At 69.6% G+C, this 17,579-nt stretch carries 14 protein-coding genes; 2 read left to right on the top strand and 12 right to left on the bottom strand.

The features are described from left to right. Nucleotides 1-20: 20 nt before the first annotated feature. Nucleotides 21-3,614, bottom strand: coding sequence for an indolepyruvate ferredoxin oxidoreductase family protein (locus RS901_RS05235; protein WP_316151800.1), 3,594 nt, complete (start codon nucleotides 3,612-3,614; stop codon nucleotides 21-23). Nucleotides 3,615-3,962: 348 nt separating this feature from the next. Between RS901_RS05235 and RS901_RS05230 the strand changes: the two genes are divergently transcribed. After that, nucleotides 3,963-5,258, top strand: coding sequence for an NYN domain-containing protein (locus RS901_RS05230; RefSeq protein WP_316151799.1), 1,296 nt, complete (start codon nucleotides 3,963-3,965; stop codon nucleotides 5,256-5,258). An 81-nt stretch (nucleotides 5,259-5,339) separates the two neighbouring features. Here the strand turns inward: RS901_RS05230 and gspF are convergent, their stop codons facing one another. The 11 genes from gspF to gspG form a co-directional block, all read right to left on the bottom strand. Beyond that, nucleotides 5,340-6,557, bottom strand: a complete 1,218-nt coding sequence (gene gspF / locus RS901_RS05225; RefSeq protein WP_316151798.1) for a type II secretion system inner membrane protein GspF — start codon at nucleotides 6,555-6,557, stop codon at nucleotides 5,340-5,342. 15 nt (nucleotides 6,558-6,572) lie between these two features. Continuing rightward, a complete protein-coding gene (gene gspE, locus RS901_RS05220) occupies nucleotides 6,573-8,126 on the bottom strand; it encodes a type II secretion system ATPase GspE (RefSeq protein ID WP_316151797.1) in 1,554 nt (517 codons plus the stop codon). Between the two features lie 8 nt (nucleotides 8,127-8,134). Beyond that, complete coding sequence (gene gspD, locus RS901_RS05215; RefSeq protein ID WP_316153389.1) at nucleotides 8,135-10,540, bottom strand: type II secretion system secretin GspD; 2,406 nt, start codon at nucleotides 10,538-10,540, stop codon at nucleotides 8,135-8,137. 34 nt (nucleotides 10,541-10,574) lie between these two features. Continuing rightward, nucleotides 10,575-11,384, bottom strand: a complete 810-nt coding sequence (locus RS901_RS05210) for a type II secretion system protein N (RefSeq protein WP_316151796.1) — start codon at nucleotides 11,382-11,384, stop codon at nucleotides 10,575-10,577. Then, the gene (locus RS901_RS05205; protein ID WP_316151795.1) at nucleotides 11,384-11,992 is read right to left on the bottom strand and encodes a type II secretion system protein M; all 609 of its coding nucleotides are present in this window, start codon (nucleotides 11,990-11,992) and stop codon (nucleotides 11,384-11,386) included. The genes RS901_RS05210 and RS901_RS05205 overlap by 1 nt, the downstream gene beginning before the upstream one ends. 14 nt (nucleotides 11,993-12,006) lie before the next feature. Beyond that, nucleotides 12,007-13,434 carry a type II secretion system protein GspL gene (gene gspL / locus RS901_RS05200; RefSeq protein WP_316151794.1) on the bottom strand — a complete coding sequence of 476 codons (1,428 nt, stop codon included), beginning with the start codon at nucleotides 13,432-13,434 and terminating at the stop codon, nucleotides 12,007-12,009. Nucleotides 13,435-13,704: 270 nt separating this feature from the next. Next, on the bottom strand, nucleotides 13,705-14,745 hold the full coding sequence (gspK, locus tag RS901_RS05195) for a type II secretion system minor pseudopilin GspK (protein WP_316151793.1): 1,041 nt from the start codon (nucleotides 14,743-14,745) through the stop codon (nucleotides 13,705-13,707). Next, the gene (locus tag RS901_RS05190) at nucleotides 14,742-15,446 is read right to left on the bottom strand and encodes a PulJ/GspJ family protein (RefSeq protein ID WP_316151792.1); all 705 of its coding nucleotides are present in this window, start codon (nucleotides 15,444-15,446) and stop codon (nucleotides 14,742-14,744) included. The genes gspK and RS901_RS05190 overlap by 4 nt, the downstream gene beginning before the upstream one ends. Further along, on the bottom strand, nucleotides 15,424-15,846 hold the full coding sequence (gene gspI, locus RS901_RS05185) for a type II secretion system minor pseudopilin GspI (protein WP_316151791.1): 423 nt from the start codon (nucleotides 15,844-15,846) through the stop codon (nucleotides 15,424-15,426). Before gspI ends, RS901_RS05190 begins: the two co-directional genes overlap by 23 nt. Continuing rightward, nucleotides 15,843-16,343: a GspH/FimT family pseudopilin gene (locus tag RS901_RS05180; RefSeq protein WP_316151790.1), complete on the bottom strand. Its 501-nt coding sequence runs from the start codon at nucleotides 16,341-16,343 to the stop codon at nucleotides 15,843-15,845. The genes gspI and RS901_RS05180 overlap by 4 nt, the downstream gene beginning before the upstream one ends. A 28-nt stretch (nucleotides 16,344-16,371) precedes the next feature. Beyond that, nucleotides 16,372-16,839: a type II secretion system major pseudopilin GspG gene (gene gspG, locus RS901_RS05175; protein WP_035823430.1), complete on the bottom strand. Its 468-nt coding sequence runs from the start codon at nucleotides 16,837-16,839 to the stop codon at nucleotides 16,372-16,374. A gap of 218 nt (nucleotides 16,840-17,057) precedes the next feature. Between gspG and RS901_RS05170 the strand changes: the two genes are divergently transcribed. Continuing rightward, nucleotides 17,058-17,510 (top strand): RrF2 family transcriptional regulator, encoded by a 453-nt coding sequence (locus tag RS901_RS05170; RefSeq protein WP_114131647.1) that lies wholly within the window; start codon nucleotides 17,058-17,060, stop codon nucleotides 17,508-17,510. The last annotated feature ends 69 nt before the right edge of the window (nucleotides 17,511-17,579 follow it).

Genomic DNA, 17,579 nt, shown 5'->3' with positions numbered 1-17,579 from the left:
TCGTGTCATGCCGTGGCCAGTCAGGCCGCGCGCTGCGCCGTCTCCGGATGGCGGAATTGCTCCAGCAGCTTGGCCCAGCGTGCGCGTACCGCCTTCAGGTTGTTTTCCTTCACGTGGCCAAAGCCGCGGATGTCGTCCGGCAGGTTCGCCAGCGTCACCGCGGTGTCATAGTTAGCCAGGCTCAGGCCCGCAACCAGCTCATCCAGCAGCTCCCGATACTCGCCGATCAGCGCGCGTTCCATGCGGCGCTCTTCAGTCTTGCCGAAGATATCGAACATGCCGCCACGCAGGCCCTTCATCTTCGCCAGTACGCGGAACAGCTTCATCGTCGACGGACCGAACTTGCGCTTGACCAGGTGGCCCTTGTCGTCGCGCTTTGACGTCGTCGGCGGTGCCAGCCAGAAGTTGAGCTGGTAGTCGCGGCCCGGCTCGCCTTCAAACTGGGCGCGCAGCTTGTCCAGGAAAACAGGGTCGGTGTAGAGCCGCGCCACTTCGTACTCGTCCTTGTACGCCATCAGCTTGGCCAGGTTGCGCGCCGCGGCCTCGGTCAGCGGCAGGGCCTTGCCGCTGCCAGCCAGCGTGCTCTCGGCCACGCGCACGCGATCGATGGCTTCGCGGTAGGTGCGCGCGTACGCGGCATCCTGGTAGGCCGTCAGGTGTTCCATGCGCCGGGCGATCAGCTTCTCCAGCATCGCACCGCTCGAAGTCGGCATCTTGACCACTTCCGCGCCTTCCGCGGTGCTATTCAGCTTGCCGGTCAGCGACAGCACGTGCTCAGGGTCGTGCGCCATATGGCGGCCCCAGTCGAACGCGGCCTTGTTCTTCTCGACGGCGACACCGTTGAGTTCGATGGCGCGCTCCAATGCCTGCAGCGTCAGCGGGATCCAGCCCTTCTGCCAGGCAAAGCCGAGCACCAGCGGGTTGGTGTAGATCGCGTCGCCCAGCAGCGCGACGGCGAGACCCGAGGCGTTGATGAACTCGCACTTCTCGCCCACGGCGGTGCGCACGTCCTGCTCGGCCGACAGGCCCGGGAACTGCCACTTCGGATTCTTGATGAAGTCGGCGGTCGGCGTCTGCGCGGTGTTGACCACGGCACGGGTGCGGCCGGCCTGCGTCTTGGAGATGACTTCGTCGGTGGCCGACACGATCGCATCGCAGCCGATCACCAGGTCCGCCTCGCCCATCGCGATACGCGTGGCATGCAGGTCGTCCGGGCGCGCGGCCAGCTGCACGTGCGACAGCACCGCGCCGCCTTTCTGCGCCAGGCCCGCCATGTCCAGTACGGTCACGCCCTTGTTCTCCAGGTGCGCGGCCATGCCGAGCAGGCCGCCGATGGTGACCACGCCGGTACCACCCACGCCGGTCACCAGGATGCCGTAGGCGCGGCGGATCGCCGGCAGTTCCGGCTCAGGCAGCGCCGGCAGGGTGTCCATCGATACGCCGTGCTGCTCGGGCTTGCGCACCTGCGCGCCTTCGGCCGTGACAAAGCTCGGGCAGAAGCCGTTCACGCACGAGAAGTCCTTGTTGCACGACGACTGGTTGATCTGGCGCTTGGTGCCGAAATCCGTTTCCAGCGGTTCCACCGACAGGCAGTTCGACTTGACCGAACAGTCGCCGCAGCCTTCGCAGACCGCGTCATTGATAAAGGCGCGGCGTTGCGGATCCTCCATCGTGCCGCGCTTGCGGCGGCGGCGCTTCTCGGTGGCGCAGGTCTGGTCGTAGATCAGGATGGTGCAACCCGGCACCTCGCGCAGCTCGCGCTGCACGCTGTCGAGTTGGTCGCGGTGATAGATCGTGATGCCTTCGGGCAGCTTGATCGCGCCGTTGTACTTCTCCGGCTGGTCGCTGACGATGACGATCTTCTTCGCGCCTTCGCTGTGCACCTGCCAGGCGATGTCCCGCACCGACAGCTGGCCGTCCACCGGCTGGCCGCCGGTCATCGCCACCGCATCGTTGTACAGGATCTTGTAGGTGATGTTGACGTTGGCCGCGATCGACGCGCGGATCGCCAGCAGCCCGGAGTGGAAGTAGGTGCCGTCGCCCAGGTTGGCGAACACGTGCTTGTCGCCCGCGAACGGCGCCTGGCCGATCCACGCCACGCCTTCGCCGCCCATCTGGCTGAAGGTGCTGGTATTGCGGTCCATCCACACCGTCATGTAGTGGCAGCCGATGCCGGCCAGCGCGCGCGAGCCCTCGGGAACATTGGTCGAGGTGTTGTGCGGGCAGCCCGAGCAGAACCACGGCTTGCGCTCCGCCGTCACGCGCGGCGTGGCCAGCGCCTTTTCCTTGGCCTCGATGATGGCCAGGCGCGCGGTAATGCGCGCGCGCACGTCCACCGGCATGTCGAACTTGTCCAGGCGCGTGGCGATGGCCTTGGCGATGATCGCCGGCGACAGCTCATAGTGCGCTGGCAGCAGCCAGTTGCTTTGCGGGATCGACCATTCGCCGCCCGCGTTGTCCTTCTCGTCGAACTTGCCGTAGACCTTGGGGCGCACGTCATCGCGCCAGTTGTACAGCTCTTCCTTGAGCGCGTACTCCATGATCTGGCGCTTCTCTTCGACCACCAGGATTTCCTGCAGGCCTTCGGCAAAGGCGCGGGCGCCGTGCGCCTCCAGCGGCCACACGCAGCCGACCTTGTACAGGCGGATGCCGATCTGCGAGCAGGTGGCATCGTCCAGGCCCAGGTCGGCCAGTGCCTGGCGCGTGTCGAGGTAGGCCTTGCCGCCGGTCATGATGCCGAAGCGCGCGTGCGGCGAATCGATCTCGATGCGATCAATCTTGTTGGCGCGCACATAGGCCAAGCCCGCGTACCACTTGTAGTCAAGCAGGCGCGCTTCCTGTTCCAGCGGCGGATCCGGCCAGCGGATGTTCAGGCCGCCCGGCGGCATGATGAAGTCGTCCGGCAGCACGATCTGCACGCGGTGCGGGTCCAGTTCCACCGAGGCCGACGATTCCACCACGTCGGTCACGCACTTCATCGCCACCCATAGCCCGGAGTAGCGGCTCATGGCCCAGCCGTGCAGGCCGTAGTCCAGGTATTCCTGCACGTTGGACGGATACAGCACCGGCAGGCCGCAGGCCTTGAAGATATGCTCGGACTGGTGCGCCAGCGTCGAGGACTTGGCCGAATGGTCGTCGCCGGCCAGCACCAGCACGCCGCCGTGCTTCGACGATCCCGCCGAGTTGGCGTGCTTGAACACGTCGCCGGTGCGGTCCACGCCCGGCCCCTTGCCGTACCACATGCCGAACACGCCATCGAACTTGGCATCCGGATACATGTTCACCTGCTGCGAACCCCACACCGAGGTCGCGGCCAGGTCTTCGTTCAGGCCGGCCTGGAACACGATATTGTGCGCGGCGAGGTGCTTCTTGGCCTTCCACAGCGACAGGTCCAGCGCGCCCAGCGGCGAGCCCCGGTAGCCGGAGATAAAGCCGGCGGTGTTCAGCCCGGCGGCGCGGTCGCGTTCCTGCTGGAGCATCGGCAGACGTACCAGGGCCTGCGTGCCGCTGATATAGATGCGGCCACGCTCCAGCGTGTATTTGTCTTCGAGGGAAACGTTTTCGAGCGCGCGGCGGATGGCGTCGCTGACCGGGGAGGTCAGGGGGGCATTCATAGGTGCTCCTCTATGGGCGTGCTGTCGGGATCACCGACACCTACAGTTGTGGGCGACCGCCTCGTAGCCTCTTGTGAAGGCGTAGGACGGTCGTGTCTCTGCGCGGCATGGTAGCACCGCCACAAAATTGGCGGTACCTTGCGATGCAGCACAAAGCGTGCCTGTCGCGCCCGTGATTTCCCGTATGGACAGGGGTTCGCGTGTACACTGCGTTGCATCGAGATGGCCCGTGCCGCTGCCAGGCTGTCTGCGATGCGCCACACCTGCACAGCCAGCCTGGTGCAACCTGATTTCCGATTGCCCGTCCTGATGTACGCATGAGACGGGCAAACCAGTGACTACCTGAACATGACCAATTCCCCCCGCCAGGGCACTGCGACCCTGGCCGTGCTGATCGACGCCGACAACGCGGCGCCCGCCGTCGTCGAAGGCCTGCTGGCCGAGGTCGCCAAGTACGGCGTGGCCGCCGTCAAGCGCATCTACGGCGACTGGACCCGGCCCAACCTGGCCGGCTGGAAGGAGCGCCTGCTGTCGCACTCTATCCAGCCGATCCAGCAGTTCCGCTACACCGTGGGCAAGAACGCCACCGACAGCGCCATGATCATCGACGCCATGGACCTGCTCTACACCGGGCGCTTCGACGGCTTCTGCATTGTCTCCAGCGACAGCGACTTCACCCGCCTGGCCTCGCGCATCCGCGAGCAGGGGCTGACCGTCTACGGCTTCGGCGAGCGCAAGACCCCCAAGCCCTTTGTCACCGCCTGCGACAAGTTCATCTACTCCGACGTGCTGCGCGCCGACGCGGATACGGAAGGGGCCGAAGGCGTCGACGGGGCTGCCGCGCCCACGCGCAAGCGCAGCACCGGCGAACTGCGCCAGGACTCGCGCCTGGTGCGCCTGCTGCAGAACGCGGCGCAGGCCGTGTCGGACGAAGACGGCTGGCTGACGCTGGGCAGCATGGGCAATCATATCGCCAAGCAGGCGCCGGAATTCGACTCGCGCAACTACGGCTACGGCAAGCTTTCCGAGCTGGTGCAGGCCACCGGCCTGTTCGAGGTCGAGACCCGCAACGGCGGCAACAACAAGACCATCTGGATCCGGCTCAAGAAGCGTTCCAAGGGTGGCGGGGAGAGCGACGGGCGTGGCCAGCCGCAGCAATCCCAGCCACAACAGTCGCAGCAGCAGCGCCCGGCCCAGCAGGCCCAGGCACAGCCTGAAGCGCGCCGCCAGCCGGCACCGGCGCCCGTGCCCGCGGATCCGCCTGCGCCCGTCGTGGCCCAGCCAGAGGCGGCGCCTGAGCCGGTGCCAGTGCGCGAACCCGCTATTGAGCTGTCGGTCGTCGCGGCCGAAGTGGTCGAGCCGGAGTCCGTGGGCGAGCCGGTGGCGGAGGCAGCGCCGCAGGCTGAGTCCAAGGCCCGCCCCGCACGCAAGCGCGCCACGCGCCGCCCCGACGTGACGCTGAGCGAAACCCCGTGGCCCATCGACCAGTCGATCTTTGCCGCGCCGGGCACGACGGTGCTGTCGGCGCAGGTTGAAGTGCAGCCAGAAGCCCAGCCCCAGCCCGAGACAGCCGCTGCCGAGGCGGCGCCCGCCCGGGCACCGGCCAGGAAGACACGCAAGCGCCCGGCCAAGAAAGCGGAGTGATGTGGCCGGCCGGCGCAATGCCGGCCCTACCCGCCAAAGAAAACGCCGGCTTCGCGCCGGCGTTTTCTTTGGCAGAGGCCCTTACCGCACCAACTGGTTGATTTCGATGATCGGCATCAGCACCGCCAGCACGATCAGCAGCACCACCACGCCCATGGTCAGGATCAGCAGCGGTTCCAGCAGGCTGGTCAGGAACAGCGTGCGGCGTTCCAGTTCCTGCGCCTCGCCCTGGGCGGCGCGGTCCAGCATCACCGGCAGGTTGCCGGTGGCTTCGCCGGAGCGGATCAGATGCACCAGCACCGGCGGGAACTGGTTCTGCGCCGCCAGCGCGCGCGCCAGCGAGGCGCCTTCGCGCACACGGGTGTTGGCGTCTTCCACGTTGGCGCGCAGCGCCTCGTTGGTCAGGGTCTCGCCCGCGGCCTGCAGGCTGCGTAGGATCGGCACCCCGGCCGACACCAGGATGGCCAGCGTGCCGGCAAAGCGCGCGGTGTTGTAGCCGCGGATCAGCTTGCCCAGCAGCGGCGCGGTCAGCAGCCAGCGGTGCCATTCCAGCCGCACCGCGGGCTGGCGCAGCAGGCGGCGGATGCTGAACGCCGCCACCGCGATCACCGCCAGCGCCGCCCACCACCAGTTGCGCACGAAGTCCGACAGCGCCAGCATGACGATGGTCAGCGTCGGCAGCTTCTGCTTGGTGTTGGCGAACACGCTCACCACCTGCGGCACCACGTACGACAGCAGGAAGATCACGATGGCAAACGCCACCACCGTGACGATGGCCGGGTAGGTGAAGGCCAGCCGGATCTTTGAGCTCAGCGTGTTGCGCGATTCGATATAGCCGGCCAGCCGCTCCAGCACCAGTCCCAGGTGGCCGGAGTGCTCGCCGGCCGAGACCAGCGCGCGGTAGATGTCGGGGAAGTCGCGCGGGTGCTGCGCCAGCGCCACCGACAGCGAGCTGCCGCCCATCACCTCGGCGCGGATGCCGGCCAGCAGCTCGTGCACATAGGCGCGCTCGGCCTGGTCGGCCAGTGCCCCCAGGGCCTCGTCCAGCGGCAGCCCCGCCACGATCAGGCTGGCCAGCTGGCGCGTGAACAGCGCCTGCTCCTGCGTCGACAGCCTGCGCGCGAACAGCTGGCTGCCGCTGCGCGGCACCAGGCCGGCACCGGCCAGCGGGTCGACGGTCAGTGGTGTCAGCCCGCGCGCGCGCAGCTGCGAACGCGCCTGTCGCGGGCTGTCGGCCTCGATCACGCCGCGGTCGGTCTTGCCGGCGGCGTCGGCGGCTTCATAGCGGAAGGCTGGCATCCGGGCGGCTCCGCTTTAGTCGCGCGTCACGCGCAGCACTTCCTCGAGCGAGGTCGCGCCGCTGTCGACCCAGCGCTGCGCGTCACCGCGCATGGTGTGCATGCCGTGCGCCAGCGCCACCTGCTTGATCTCGGACTCCGGCGCCTGCCGGTGGATCATGGTGCGGATCTCGTCACCGACGGTCAGCAGCTCATACACGCCCATGCGCCCCTGGTACCCGGACTGGCCGCACTTGTCGCAGCCCACCGGGTGCCACACGGTCTGCAGCGGCTTGCCCTGCGCGTGCAGCACCTCGGCCTCGGCGGCAGTGACCTCGATCACATCCTCGCGCTTGCAGTGCTGGCACAGGCGGCGTACCAGCCGCTGCGCCAGCACCCCCAGCAGCGACGACGACAGCAGGAACGGCTCGATCCCCATGTCGACCAGCCGCGTCACCGCCGAGGCCGAGTCGTTGGTGTGCAGCGTGGCCAGCACCAGGTGGCCGGTCAGCGAGGCCTGCACCGCGATCTGCGCGGTTTCCAGGTCGCGGATTTCGCCGATCATGACCACGTCCGGGTCCTGGCGCAGGATCGCGCGCAGGGCCTTGCCGAAAGTCATGTCGATGCGCGCGTTGACCTGGGTCTGGCCGATGCCGTCCAGGTCGTACTCGATCGGGTCTTCCACCGTCATGATGTTGGTGGTGCGCGCATCCAGCCGCGACAGCGCCGCATACAGCGTGGTGGTCTTGCCCGAGCCGGTCGGCCCGGTCACCAGCACGATGCCGTGCGGCTGGCGGATCAGGTGGTCGAAGCCGCGCAGCGTGACGGGCGCCATGCCCAGCTTGGCCAGGTCGAGCCGGCCCGCTTCCTTGTCCAGCAGGCGCAGCACCGCGCGCTCGCCGTGGCCGGTGGGCAGGGTCGAGACCCGCACGTCGACCGGGCGCCCGCCCACGCGCAGCGTGATGCGGCCGTCCTGCGGCAGGCGTTTCTCGGCGATGTCGAGTTGCGCCATGATCTTGATGCGCGAGATCAGCGCGCCGTGCAGCGCCTTTTTCGGCCGCACCACGTCGCGCAGCGTGCCGTCCACGCGGAAGCGCACGACTGACGACGACTCGAACGGCTCGATATGGATATCCGAGGCGCCTTCGCGCGCGGCCTGCGTCAGCAGCGCATTGATCATGCGGATGATCGGCGCGTCGTCCTCGGATTCAAGCAGGTCCTCCACCGCCGGGATGTCCTGCATCAGGCGCGACAGGTCGACCTCGCCTTCGACCTCGCCGACCACCTGCGCGGCGCTGCCGGCGTCCTGGCGGTTGTAGGCATCGGCCATGGCGCGTTCCAGCGCTTCGGGCTCCAGCACGCGCAGGCGCAGCGCGCCATGCACGCGCGCGACCTCGGCCAGCGCGGTCGGAGAGGTGGCGCGGGTCACCCAGACTTCCAGTCCGTCAGGGCGCTGGTGCGCGACCAGCAGCGGCGCCTCGCGCGCAAAGCCGTATGAAACCAGCCGAGCGGCCATCGGCGAGGGCGGCTCCAGGGTCTCGGCCGGCGCGTTGGCGCCGGCGGGCAGGGCAGTTTGGACTTCGCTAGCCATGTCGGGGCTTAGTTCTGGAACGCAGACTCGCCGCGCAGGCTCAGCGGCTGGGGTGCGTTCGCCGGCTGCACGGGCTGTGGCTGGCCCGGCACGCCGGGCTGCGGGGCATTCTGCGGAAGGGTCTGCTGCAGGGGCAGCGGGGCCGCGACCGGGCCATTTGCACGCGGATCGACGAACGGCGTGGACGGTGCGTCGGCCGGCGGCAGCAACGGCGTGTTGGTATCACGCACCATGATGTTAGGCGAAACAAAGCCCTGCTGCTGCGCGCGCATATAGTCGTAGCGGTCCTGCGTCAGGCGGTCGGCGGCGCCGGCCGTGCGCATCACATAGGGGCGCAGGAACACCAGCAGGTTGGTCTTGGAGCGGTTCTTGTTCTCGTAGCGGAACAGGCCGCCGATCCATGGGATGTCGCCCAGCAGCGGCACCTTCTGCACGCCGTCGCCGTATGAGTCCTCGATCAGGCCGCCCAGGACGATGATCTGGCCGTCGTCGACCAGCACATTGGTCTCGATCGAGCGCACATTGGTGGTCGGGCCCTGGATCAGGTTGGCGGTCGACTGCACCACTGATGATGATTCCTGGAAGATCTGCATCTTCACCAGCCCGCCGTCGGTGATCTGCGGCTTCACGCGCAGCGTGATGCCCACGTCCTTGCGGTCGAAGGTCTGGAACGGCGTGACCGAGGCCGCGCCGCCGGTCTGGGCATAGGAGCCGGTGGTGATCGGGATGTTCTGGCCGATCAGGATCTTGGCTTCCTCGTTCTCCAGCGTGATCAGGTTCGGCGTGGACAGCAGGTTGACACTGCCGTTGGTGCCCAGCGCGCGCAGCAGAGCGCCCAGCCCCAGGGCCTTGTTGACGATGCCCAGGTTCAGGCCGCCGAGGTCGGGGACCAGTTGCTGCGCAGCGGCGATGCCGGCGGTGCGGTTGCTGTCGGCCAGCGCCCCGGCCAGGGTCAGGTTCAGGATATTTTGCCCGCCGGTGCCGAAGTTGGTGCCGGCAAAGACGTTGTTGTTGCCGCCTGGCGAGCTGATCAGGCCCTGCCACTGGATGCCAAGCTGGCTCGCCTGCGTGGCGGTGACCTCGACGATCATCGATTCGATGTAGACCTGCGCGCGGCGCGCGTCGAGGTCGTCGATCACGCCGCGCAGGTTGCGGTAGACCGGTTCGCTGGCGGTGATGATGAGCGAGTTGGTGGACTGGTCGGCCTGGATGATGCCGCCGGTGGTCGGCTGGGTACTGGTGCCGAACGACGCGGCGAAGGCCGAGTTGCCGTAGGCGCCGCCGGAGCCTCCCGCTGCGCCGCCCCGCATGCTGGCCTGGGTGCCGGTGGCGCCGCCGGTGAACTGGCCGCCGGCCGGCGTCGAGACATTGGTCATGCCCGCCGCGCCGCCGATGCCGCCGGCCTGCCCGCCGGGCTGGGTGGCGCTGGCAAAGCTGCTGTCGGCGGCGACGATGGCGCGCAGCGTGGCCGCCAGCTTGACCGCATCGGCGTTCTTCAGCGGCACCACCCAGATATTGCCGGGGCGCGCATAGGGCTGGTCGAGCTTTTCGATCAGCTGGCGCGCCTGCTGCAGCCGCGCGCGGCTGGTGGCGCGGATCATCAGCGAATTGCTGCGCGGCTCCGCCACCACCGAGGTGCGCAGGCTGGCGTCGACGCCCGGTGCGGCGCCGCCGGTGGCGCCCGCGGCGCCGGGGTCGAGCAGCTTCTGCAGCACCGCCGCGGTATCGCTGGCCAGGGCGTGCTTGAGCGGCACCAGCTCGACCTCGCCCGAGGCCGGCGCATCGACCGCGGCGATGATGCGCGCCAGCCGGCGCAGGTTGTCGGCGTAGTCAGTGATGACCAGCGTGTTGTTGGCCGGGTAGGCGGTGATGGTGTTGTTGGGCGCGATCATCGGCCGCAGCACCGGCACCAGGTTGTTGGCCGATTCATAGTTCAGCCGGAACACCTGCGTCACCACCTGGTCGCCGCGGCTGGGGCTGGCGCCGATCACCGTGGGCGAGCCCTGCAGCTTGGCGTCGGCCTCGGGCACGACCTTGGTGAAGCCGTTGCTCTCGACCATGGCATAGCCCTGCATGCGCAGCACCGAGCCCAGCGTCTGCAGCGCCTGCGCGCGCGAGACCGGCTGCTCGGTGACCAGGTTGACCGTGCCCTTCACGCGCGGGTCGATCACGAAGTTCTTGCCGGTGGCCTGGCCGACCGCCTTGATCACCGAATCAAGGTCGGCGTTGACGAAGTTCAGCACCACCTGGTCGCGATTGGACGGCGTGATGTCGGGCGGCGCGGGCGGGGTGCCGGTGCGCGCGCCGGGCTGGGCCCACAACGGCGCGGGCGCCAGCAGCGAGAGCCCGCACAGCAGGGCCACGGCGCGGGCGCAGGCGGTATGGAAAACAGGTCGGATGGCGTGGGTTTTCATAGTCATTTCCGGGCGCTCCTGGATTGGCCTGGCATCAGAAGCGCAGCCTTGTCACATTATTGTCTCGTCGTCCCAGCAGGCTCAGCAGGCTGGTCAGTTGCGTTGCCGCTTCGGGCTCGGCGTGCGCGGTGCCCTCGAAGCGCGCCTGCCGCCCCAGCGTGCCGCTGCCCTCCAGGTGCAGCGGCCCGGCGATGGTGCTCAGCTGCAGCTTGCCGCCACCCTCGCCGGTCCAGTCGAGCTCGGCGCGGTAGCTGCCCAGCGGGCGCAGCCGGCTCACGGCCGACGACACCTGTTCGATGCGCAGCGTCATATGGCCGCTCATGCCCTGGCCTGAAAAGCGGCCCTGCAGCGTGGACCAGTCCACGCGCATCAGGCCGTCCGGGCGCAGCGTATTGAACGGCGCGCCGATGCCTTCGAGCAGCGCCGCGGGCAGCCGGATGGCGCCTGCCTGCGCGCTCCAGCCGCCGGGCGTCACGGTGATGGCGACCGGCGCGGCCATGGCCTCGGAGTGGCTCACCACCAGGCGCGCGCTGCCGCCCAGCAGCGGCCAGAACGCCAGCGTCCATTGCAGCCGGCCGGGCAGCACGGTGGCGGTCTGGCTGCCGGCGCCGGCCGACAGCGCCAGCGTGGCGCTGCCATGCCAGAGCGAGCCGCTGGCATCGGCCAGCAGTACCCGTCCCTGCGTCTGCGTGGCCACGCGCGCGGCGATCCATGTCGCCGGCAGCATCGCCACCACGGTCACCGCGGCGCTCGCCAGGCCAAGCCCCAGCCAGCGCAGGCGCCGCCATGCGGCCGGCTGGCGCAGCTTGCGGCGCGGCAGGCGCAGCGTTTCCAGCCGTACCATCAGCTGCGGCCGCCCGGACCCTGCAGGGTCGCGCTGACGTTCACCAGCGCCGTGGCGCCGACATAGACGATACGGGCGTCGATCACCTTCATGCGCTGCTGCTGGCGCACGTCCTGCAGCCAGCCGCTGACCGCGCCGAAGGGCACCTTGTCCAGTTGCACCTGCACGCTGTTGTCGGCGCCGGCGGCAAGCCGGGTCGCCTTCAGGCCGTGCTGGCCCAGGCTGTCCTGCAGCGCCTGTGTGAGCGCGTCGCCGCGCAGCGACGGCGCCGGCGTGGCCTTCAGGCCGCGGGCTTCCTGCGCCAGGGTTTCCATTTCGGCCAGGTCGGCGCGCAGCTTGGGCAGGCTGTGCGCCAGGCGCTCGCGGCCGTCGGCGGCCGGCTCCCACAGCACCAGGTAGCCGATCACCAGCGCCAGCACGGCGCCGCCGCCGGCCAGGATGGCCTGTTCGCGCGGGTTGCGCGCTGACCAGAAGGCGTTGAAGCGTTCCTGCCACGCCTGCGGCACGGACGGGCGCAGCCGCGCCAGGCGCGTGCGCAGCGCAGAGGTCGCGCCTGGCCGGCTGGCGCGTGGCGTCTGGCTTCGGTCTGTGTCTTTCATGGGGTTCATGCTGGTGGGCCCGCTTACAGGCCGGGCCTGACGGTCCAGCGCGAGCCGGGCGTCACCGGGGTGCCTGCGCTGCTGCTGGTACTGCCAGCCGCACCTCCGGCCTTGTCTTCTTCCATCTGCAGCCCGGCCTGGCGCGCGGCGCTGCGCAGCCCGGCCGTGTCCGTGCCTGGCTTGAGCGTCACCACCAGCATGCGGCCGCGGTACTCCAGCGCCTGCAGCGCGTCGGGCGGCAGCCTGCGCGCGGCCTGGGCAAAGCGGTCGGCCAGCGGCAGGAAGTCTTCCGGCGTGCTGCGGCCGCTGGCGGTGCGCAGCTGCTCGACCTGCCGCCGCATCTGCAGCGGCGCGTCGAGCACGGTCTGGATCTGCGGGAAGGCGCCGTGCAGCGCCTGCAGCTGCGCGGCTTCCAGCCGCTGCTGCTCGCGCCGCAGCAGCAGCCAGTGGGTGTTCATGCCAATGACCTGGACCAGCACGATGCCCGCCAGCAATGCCAGCGGCACGCGCCATGCCACCAGGTTCCAGCGGTCGGCACGGCCCTGCGCGAATTCAAACTGCGCCAGGTCCAGCGCCGGCTCGCGCAGGCAGTCCTGCGCGCCTTCGATCCACAGGTGCCAGCTGGTGCGGGCGGCCTGGCTCATGTCGGGCACCGGCGCCGCGGCGGCAGCGTCGGCATCGGCATACCAGGTGCCGGCGGGCGCAAGCGCCTGCCATGCGGCCAGGGCATCGTCGCCCAGCAGCAAGCCGTAGCCGGCGTGTGCGCCGGTGCGCACGGTCAGTTGCCACTGGCGTGCGGCGTCGGCGGCGGTGCCGGGCAGTTCGCCGCTTAACTCATCGCTCAACTCGCCGCTCAGGGCGAGGGCGCTGGCGGCGGCTTCGACCACCAGCGTAGCCGCCGGCGGCGGCGCGTCGGCGCTCGCCAGTGACGGCTCGGTGCTGGCTTGCGCGGCGGCGGCCAGCGGCACGCACAGCTGCGCGGCCAGCACATGGCGGCGCCGGTGGCGGTGTTCGGCAAAGGCGTCGAGCACGGCGCGCAGCCAGGCGCGGTCGGCCACCATCAGCAGCCGCTGGCGCGCTCCGCGCGCGGCGCTGCCGTCCAGGGCAGGGCCCACGCCGATATGGCACGGCTGCGCATCGGTCGCGAGCGCGTCCTCGACCAGGTTGGGAAGCGCCTGTTTCAAACGGGCGGGCGGCAGCGGCGGCACGCTGGCCGTGGTCAGCAGTACGTCGCTGGCGGCGAGGATCAGCACCAGGCGCTCGGCCGCGGGCAGGTCAGCGATGCGGGCGTGGCCTTCACGCAACACTTCCGGCGCCGCACGGGCCTGGCCACGCCGCGCCGTGTCGGCCGTGGCCGTGCGCACCAGCGCGAACGGCAGGGTGCCGAACTGCCACGGTTGCGGCTGGTCATGCGGCCGGTGTGGCAGGCGGACGTACAGGGTGGTGCTCAAGGTTTCCTTGCTTTGGCGTCAGTGGAACGGCTCGGGCAGGCGCATGGCCGGTTGGGATGCGCCCTGGATCGCCCCGGAGTTAGAAACTTGCCGGAGCGCGGGGATGCCGGCGGGCGGCCAGGAAGGCCGGACGGCGGCGGGTGGGCTGGGGCCACGCTCGCGCCAGCGCCGCAGCATACCTTGCCTGTGTGACTAAACCGCGTCAATACCATTCTCCCCGGTTGCTTGCGCGTGCAAATTCGGCCTGTCGCCTGGCCTGGCGGGCGCCGCTCAGCGCAGGTCCGGCAGTCGGTCCGCATCCTGGATCCAGACCACACGGGTGGTGTTGGCCGTGCCCAGCGGCTCGCCGCGGAAGATCAGCGACACCTGCAGCCGGGTGGCGCGCTCGTGCCGCACCAATCCGTAGACCAGGAAGTAGTGCGTACGCACGTCGAGCAGGTTGCCGAGGTTGGCGGCATCCGCCTGCGGCGCCACCGCGGCCAGCTGGGTCTGCAGGTTGCCCAGGTTGTTGAAGTAGGCGCGGTCGCGCTGGCGCACCAGTTCGCGCGCGCGCTCCAGCGGCAGCTTGTCGATGACCGCGGCCAGCACCTCGGCCTCGGCGGTGTTGGCGTTGACCAGCGTGCGCTCGGGCAGCACGGTGACAAAGGGTTCCAGCACCGCCACCATCTCCGGCGTGTAGCCGGGTAGCGCCATCAGCCCCTGCACGCTGTCCAGCGGGCGCGGCGCCGGCTGGCCGCTGGCATTGCCGCCCTGCGCGGCCTGCAGCATGTAGCGCGCCGTGGTCTCGGCCAGCGCCGGGTTCAGGCCGACCGTCTGCAGCAGGCGGCGGTATGCGGCCTGCGCCGCCGGGTCGACCGAGGCCGCGCGGCCTGCCTGGCCGCCTTCGCCGCCAGTGGCGGTCCACACCACCAGGTTGGCCAGGTTCAGGCGCGCCTGCGCATCCAGGATGCGGCCTGACAGGAACGAGGTCTCGCCCGCGACGTCGGTGCGCAGTGCCGCGCCGAGGAAGTCCGACAGCCGCGTCTCGGCGATTGGCACCGCCCACGGCTCGCCCAGTTCGTCGACATTGGTGCGGCGCTGGTCGTCGCGCAGGATCAGCCGCGCCCAGTCCACGGCGGCACGCTCGATCCAGGTGGCCTGGGCCAGCAGCCGCTGGTTTTCGACGGCGCGGATCTGCACCTGCTGGCGCCACAGCATGCCGGACACCACCACCACGGCAAGCGTCACCATCAGCAGCGCGGTGACGACGGCCGCACCGCGCGGGCGGCGGTGCAACGGCACCAGGCGAGGCGGGCGGCTGGCTTGCCTCATAGCCCGGTCATGCAGATCTTCTGGAACTGCCGCGGCGCATCGCCGTCGCCCATGCGGGCGAAGATGGTCAGTTCCACCGCGCGCACCGCGGTGTTGGGCTGCGCGGCGCCGGGCGCGGAGGCGGCCACGGCGCTGGCGGCGTTGCCCGCGAACAGCACGTTGCGGATGCGCCCGCTGTCGGCCTGCCAGCCGGCGGGCTCCACCCATGCGCGCATGCTCATGCCGCCCACGTCGGCCAGCACGCGCCGCACCTGCGCGGTGTTGCCGCCGCCCTGGCGCAGCGCCAGCAGGGCCGATTGCAGGCCGGCGCGGCTGTTCACCGGCGGCGCGGCCACGCGCACCAGGGTATTGCCGTCGAGCTGGTACGACAGCGCCTGCCAAGTCGGCGGCTGGCCTTCATCGCGCCGGTCGCGCACCAGCAGCAGCCGGTTCTGGCCGATCTCGACCGGGCTGGCCTGCAGCAGCGTGGGGTTGGCCAGGTGCTCGCAGTCGGCCTGGAGCTGGCCGTAGAGCACCTTCAGCGCGTCCAGGCGCGCATCGTGGTCGGTGAGGCGCTCGCGGCTGCGCGTCAGGCTGTCCAGCGCGCGCCAGCCGATCACCGCCATCACCGCCAGCAGCGTGATGGCGACCAGCATCTCCAGCAGCGTGAAGCCGCCGGGCCGCCGCGGGCGGCGGCGTTCAGAGCACGTTGCGGGTTTCATTGGGGACAATGGTGACCAGCCACGCCAGGCGTACGGATTTGTCCGCGGCGGACGGGTAGACCGCGATCTCGACGCGGCGGAAAACGGGATTGGGCGTGCCCGAGACGGATTGCTCGCAATACAGCGGGGTGCCGCCCTGCGGGCAGGCATAGCCGCTGACGCCAGGCTCGGGCCAGGTCTTGGCCAGGCGCAGCGCGGCCAGGTGGTTCTCGGCGCTCCACTCGGCCAGCATGCGCGCCTGCAGGGACGCGCTGGCATCGACCATCGAGCCCATCGCGCGCATCGCCGCGGTCAGCGCGACCGCCAGGATGGTCAGCGCCACCAGCACTTCGATCAGCGTAAAGCCAGCGTTGCGCCCGCGCCGGGCCGGCCGGGGCAAAGAGCGAAGGCAGGGTTTCATGGCGTGCTGGCGAAATAGCGGCCGCTGCCGTCGCCGGCAACGTCCACGCGGATATCGCCGCGCACCAGGATCAGCCGCTGCGGGGTATCGATCAGCTCGCGCCCGAAGATCAGCCGGGGCGGGCTGCTGGTTCCGGTGCGGCGGCCCCCTTCGGCCACGATCACTTGGTCCAGCGCCAGGCGCCAGTGGCCCGGGGCAAACACGTCGGTACGCATGGGGATCCAGCCGTTGGGGGTCGATTCCAGGAAGCGCCAGCCGCTGGCGTCGCCCTCCCAGGCGAGCGGGCGGGCGCCAAGCTGCGCCTCTTCCTGCGCCAGCTCGAACAGCCGCGCGATGCGCTGGCCGTCGTCGAGCACGCGGCCCCGTTCATTGGGCGAGGCGTTGACCGCCACCAGCGAGATCACGATGCCGGCGATCACCATGACCACCAGCAGCTCTAGCAGTGTAAAGCCGCGGCGCCGGGGGCCGGTCGCGCGGCGGCGCGGCGCCGTGGTCATGGTTGCAGGGGTGGTGGCGGGGCTGTGCTTATTCCCAGTTGCCGATGTCGGCGTCGTTGCCGTTGCCGCCGGCCTGGCCGTCGGCGCCGAAGCTGAACACGTCGATCTCGCCGCGCACGCCCGGGTTCAGGTACTGGTACGGATGGCCCCAGGGATCCTTGGGCAGCTTTTCCAGGTAGCCGCCGCCCTTCCAGTTGTTGGGCACGGGCTCAGTGGTGGGCTTGGCCACCAGCGCGGCCAGGCCCTGCTCGGTGGTGGGGTAGCGGCTGTTGTCCAGGCGATACAGCTTGAGCGCCTGCATGATCGACGAGATGTCCTGGCGCGCGGCCACGATGCGGGCCTCGTCCGGACGGCTCATGATCTTGGGCACCACCAGCGCCGCCAGCACGCCAAGGATCACGATCACGACCATGATCTCGATCAGGGTGAAGCCGCGCGCACGGCGGGCACGCACGGAACGGGCGGGGCTGGCAATCTGGGGAGTGAATCTGCGCATCGTCAGTGGACCTCTTGGCTTGAATGGCTGGGCCCGCACCGGTTGGGGGGCGGCGGGCCGGGTTCGCCAGTCAGTATAACCGGCGCCACATGACTGTTTTATGGGCGGCCCCTTCGGCACCTCAGCAATGTCTGATCCGGATCACAGGTCCCGAGGACGGGCATCCGGCAGGGAAATAACTTGCATCCTGGATGCATCTTTTTTAAGATGGCGGCACGATGCAACTGACCCGCTTTTCCGACTATGCGTTGCGCCTGCTGATGTACGTCGCCCGTGGCGACGGCAGCCGGCCGATCACCATTGCCGAGGTGGGGCAGCAGTTCGGCATCTCGCACAACCACCTCGTCAAGGTGGCGGCGCGGCTGTCGAAGCTGGGCTGGATCAGTGCCACGCGCGGCCGCCACGGCGGCCTGCAGCTGGGCCCCGGCGCCGAGCGGCTGACCATCGGCACCATCCTGCGCGAGCTGGAAGGGCACAAGGCGGTGATCGACTGCGACAACCCGCCCTGTGCGCTGAACGGCAACTGCCGCCTGAAGCGCGCGCTGGACGTGGCCGAGCAGGCTTTCTACCGCGCCCTGGACGACGTCACGCTGGCCGATGTCACCGGCAGCCAGACGGCCGAGTCGATCATCCGCCTGCATCGCGATTTCCTGGACCGGCGTTCGGCCTGAGCGGATCCTGTCCGCGCGGGCCGGCGAGAGCCGGTTCTATTTTGAGCAAAAACATGCATTTTATTTGCA

Origin of the sequence: Cupriavidus sp. BIC8F (assembly GCF_032465815.1) — a bacterium.
GTDB classification, from domain to species: domain Bacteria; phylum Pseudomonadota; class Gammaproteobacteria; order Burkholderiales; family Burkholderiaceae; genus Cupriavidus; species Cupriavidus necator.
The sequence above is the reverse complement of the archived record's forward strand: the minus strand, read 5'-3'. Positions and strand labels throughout refer to the sequence as shown.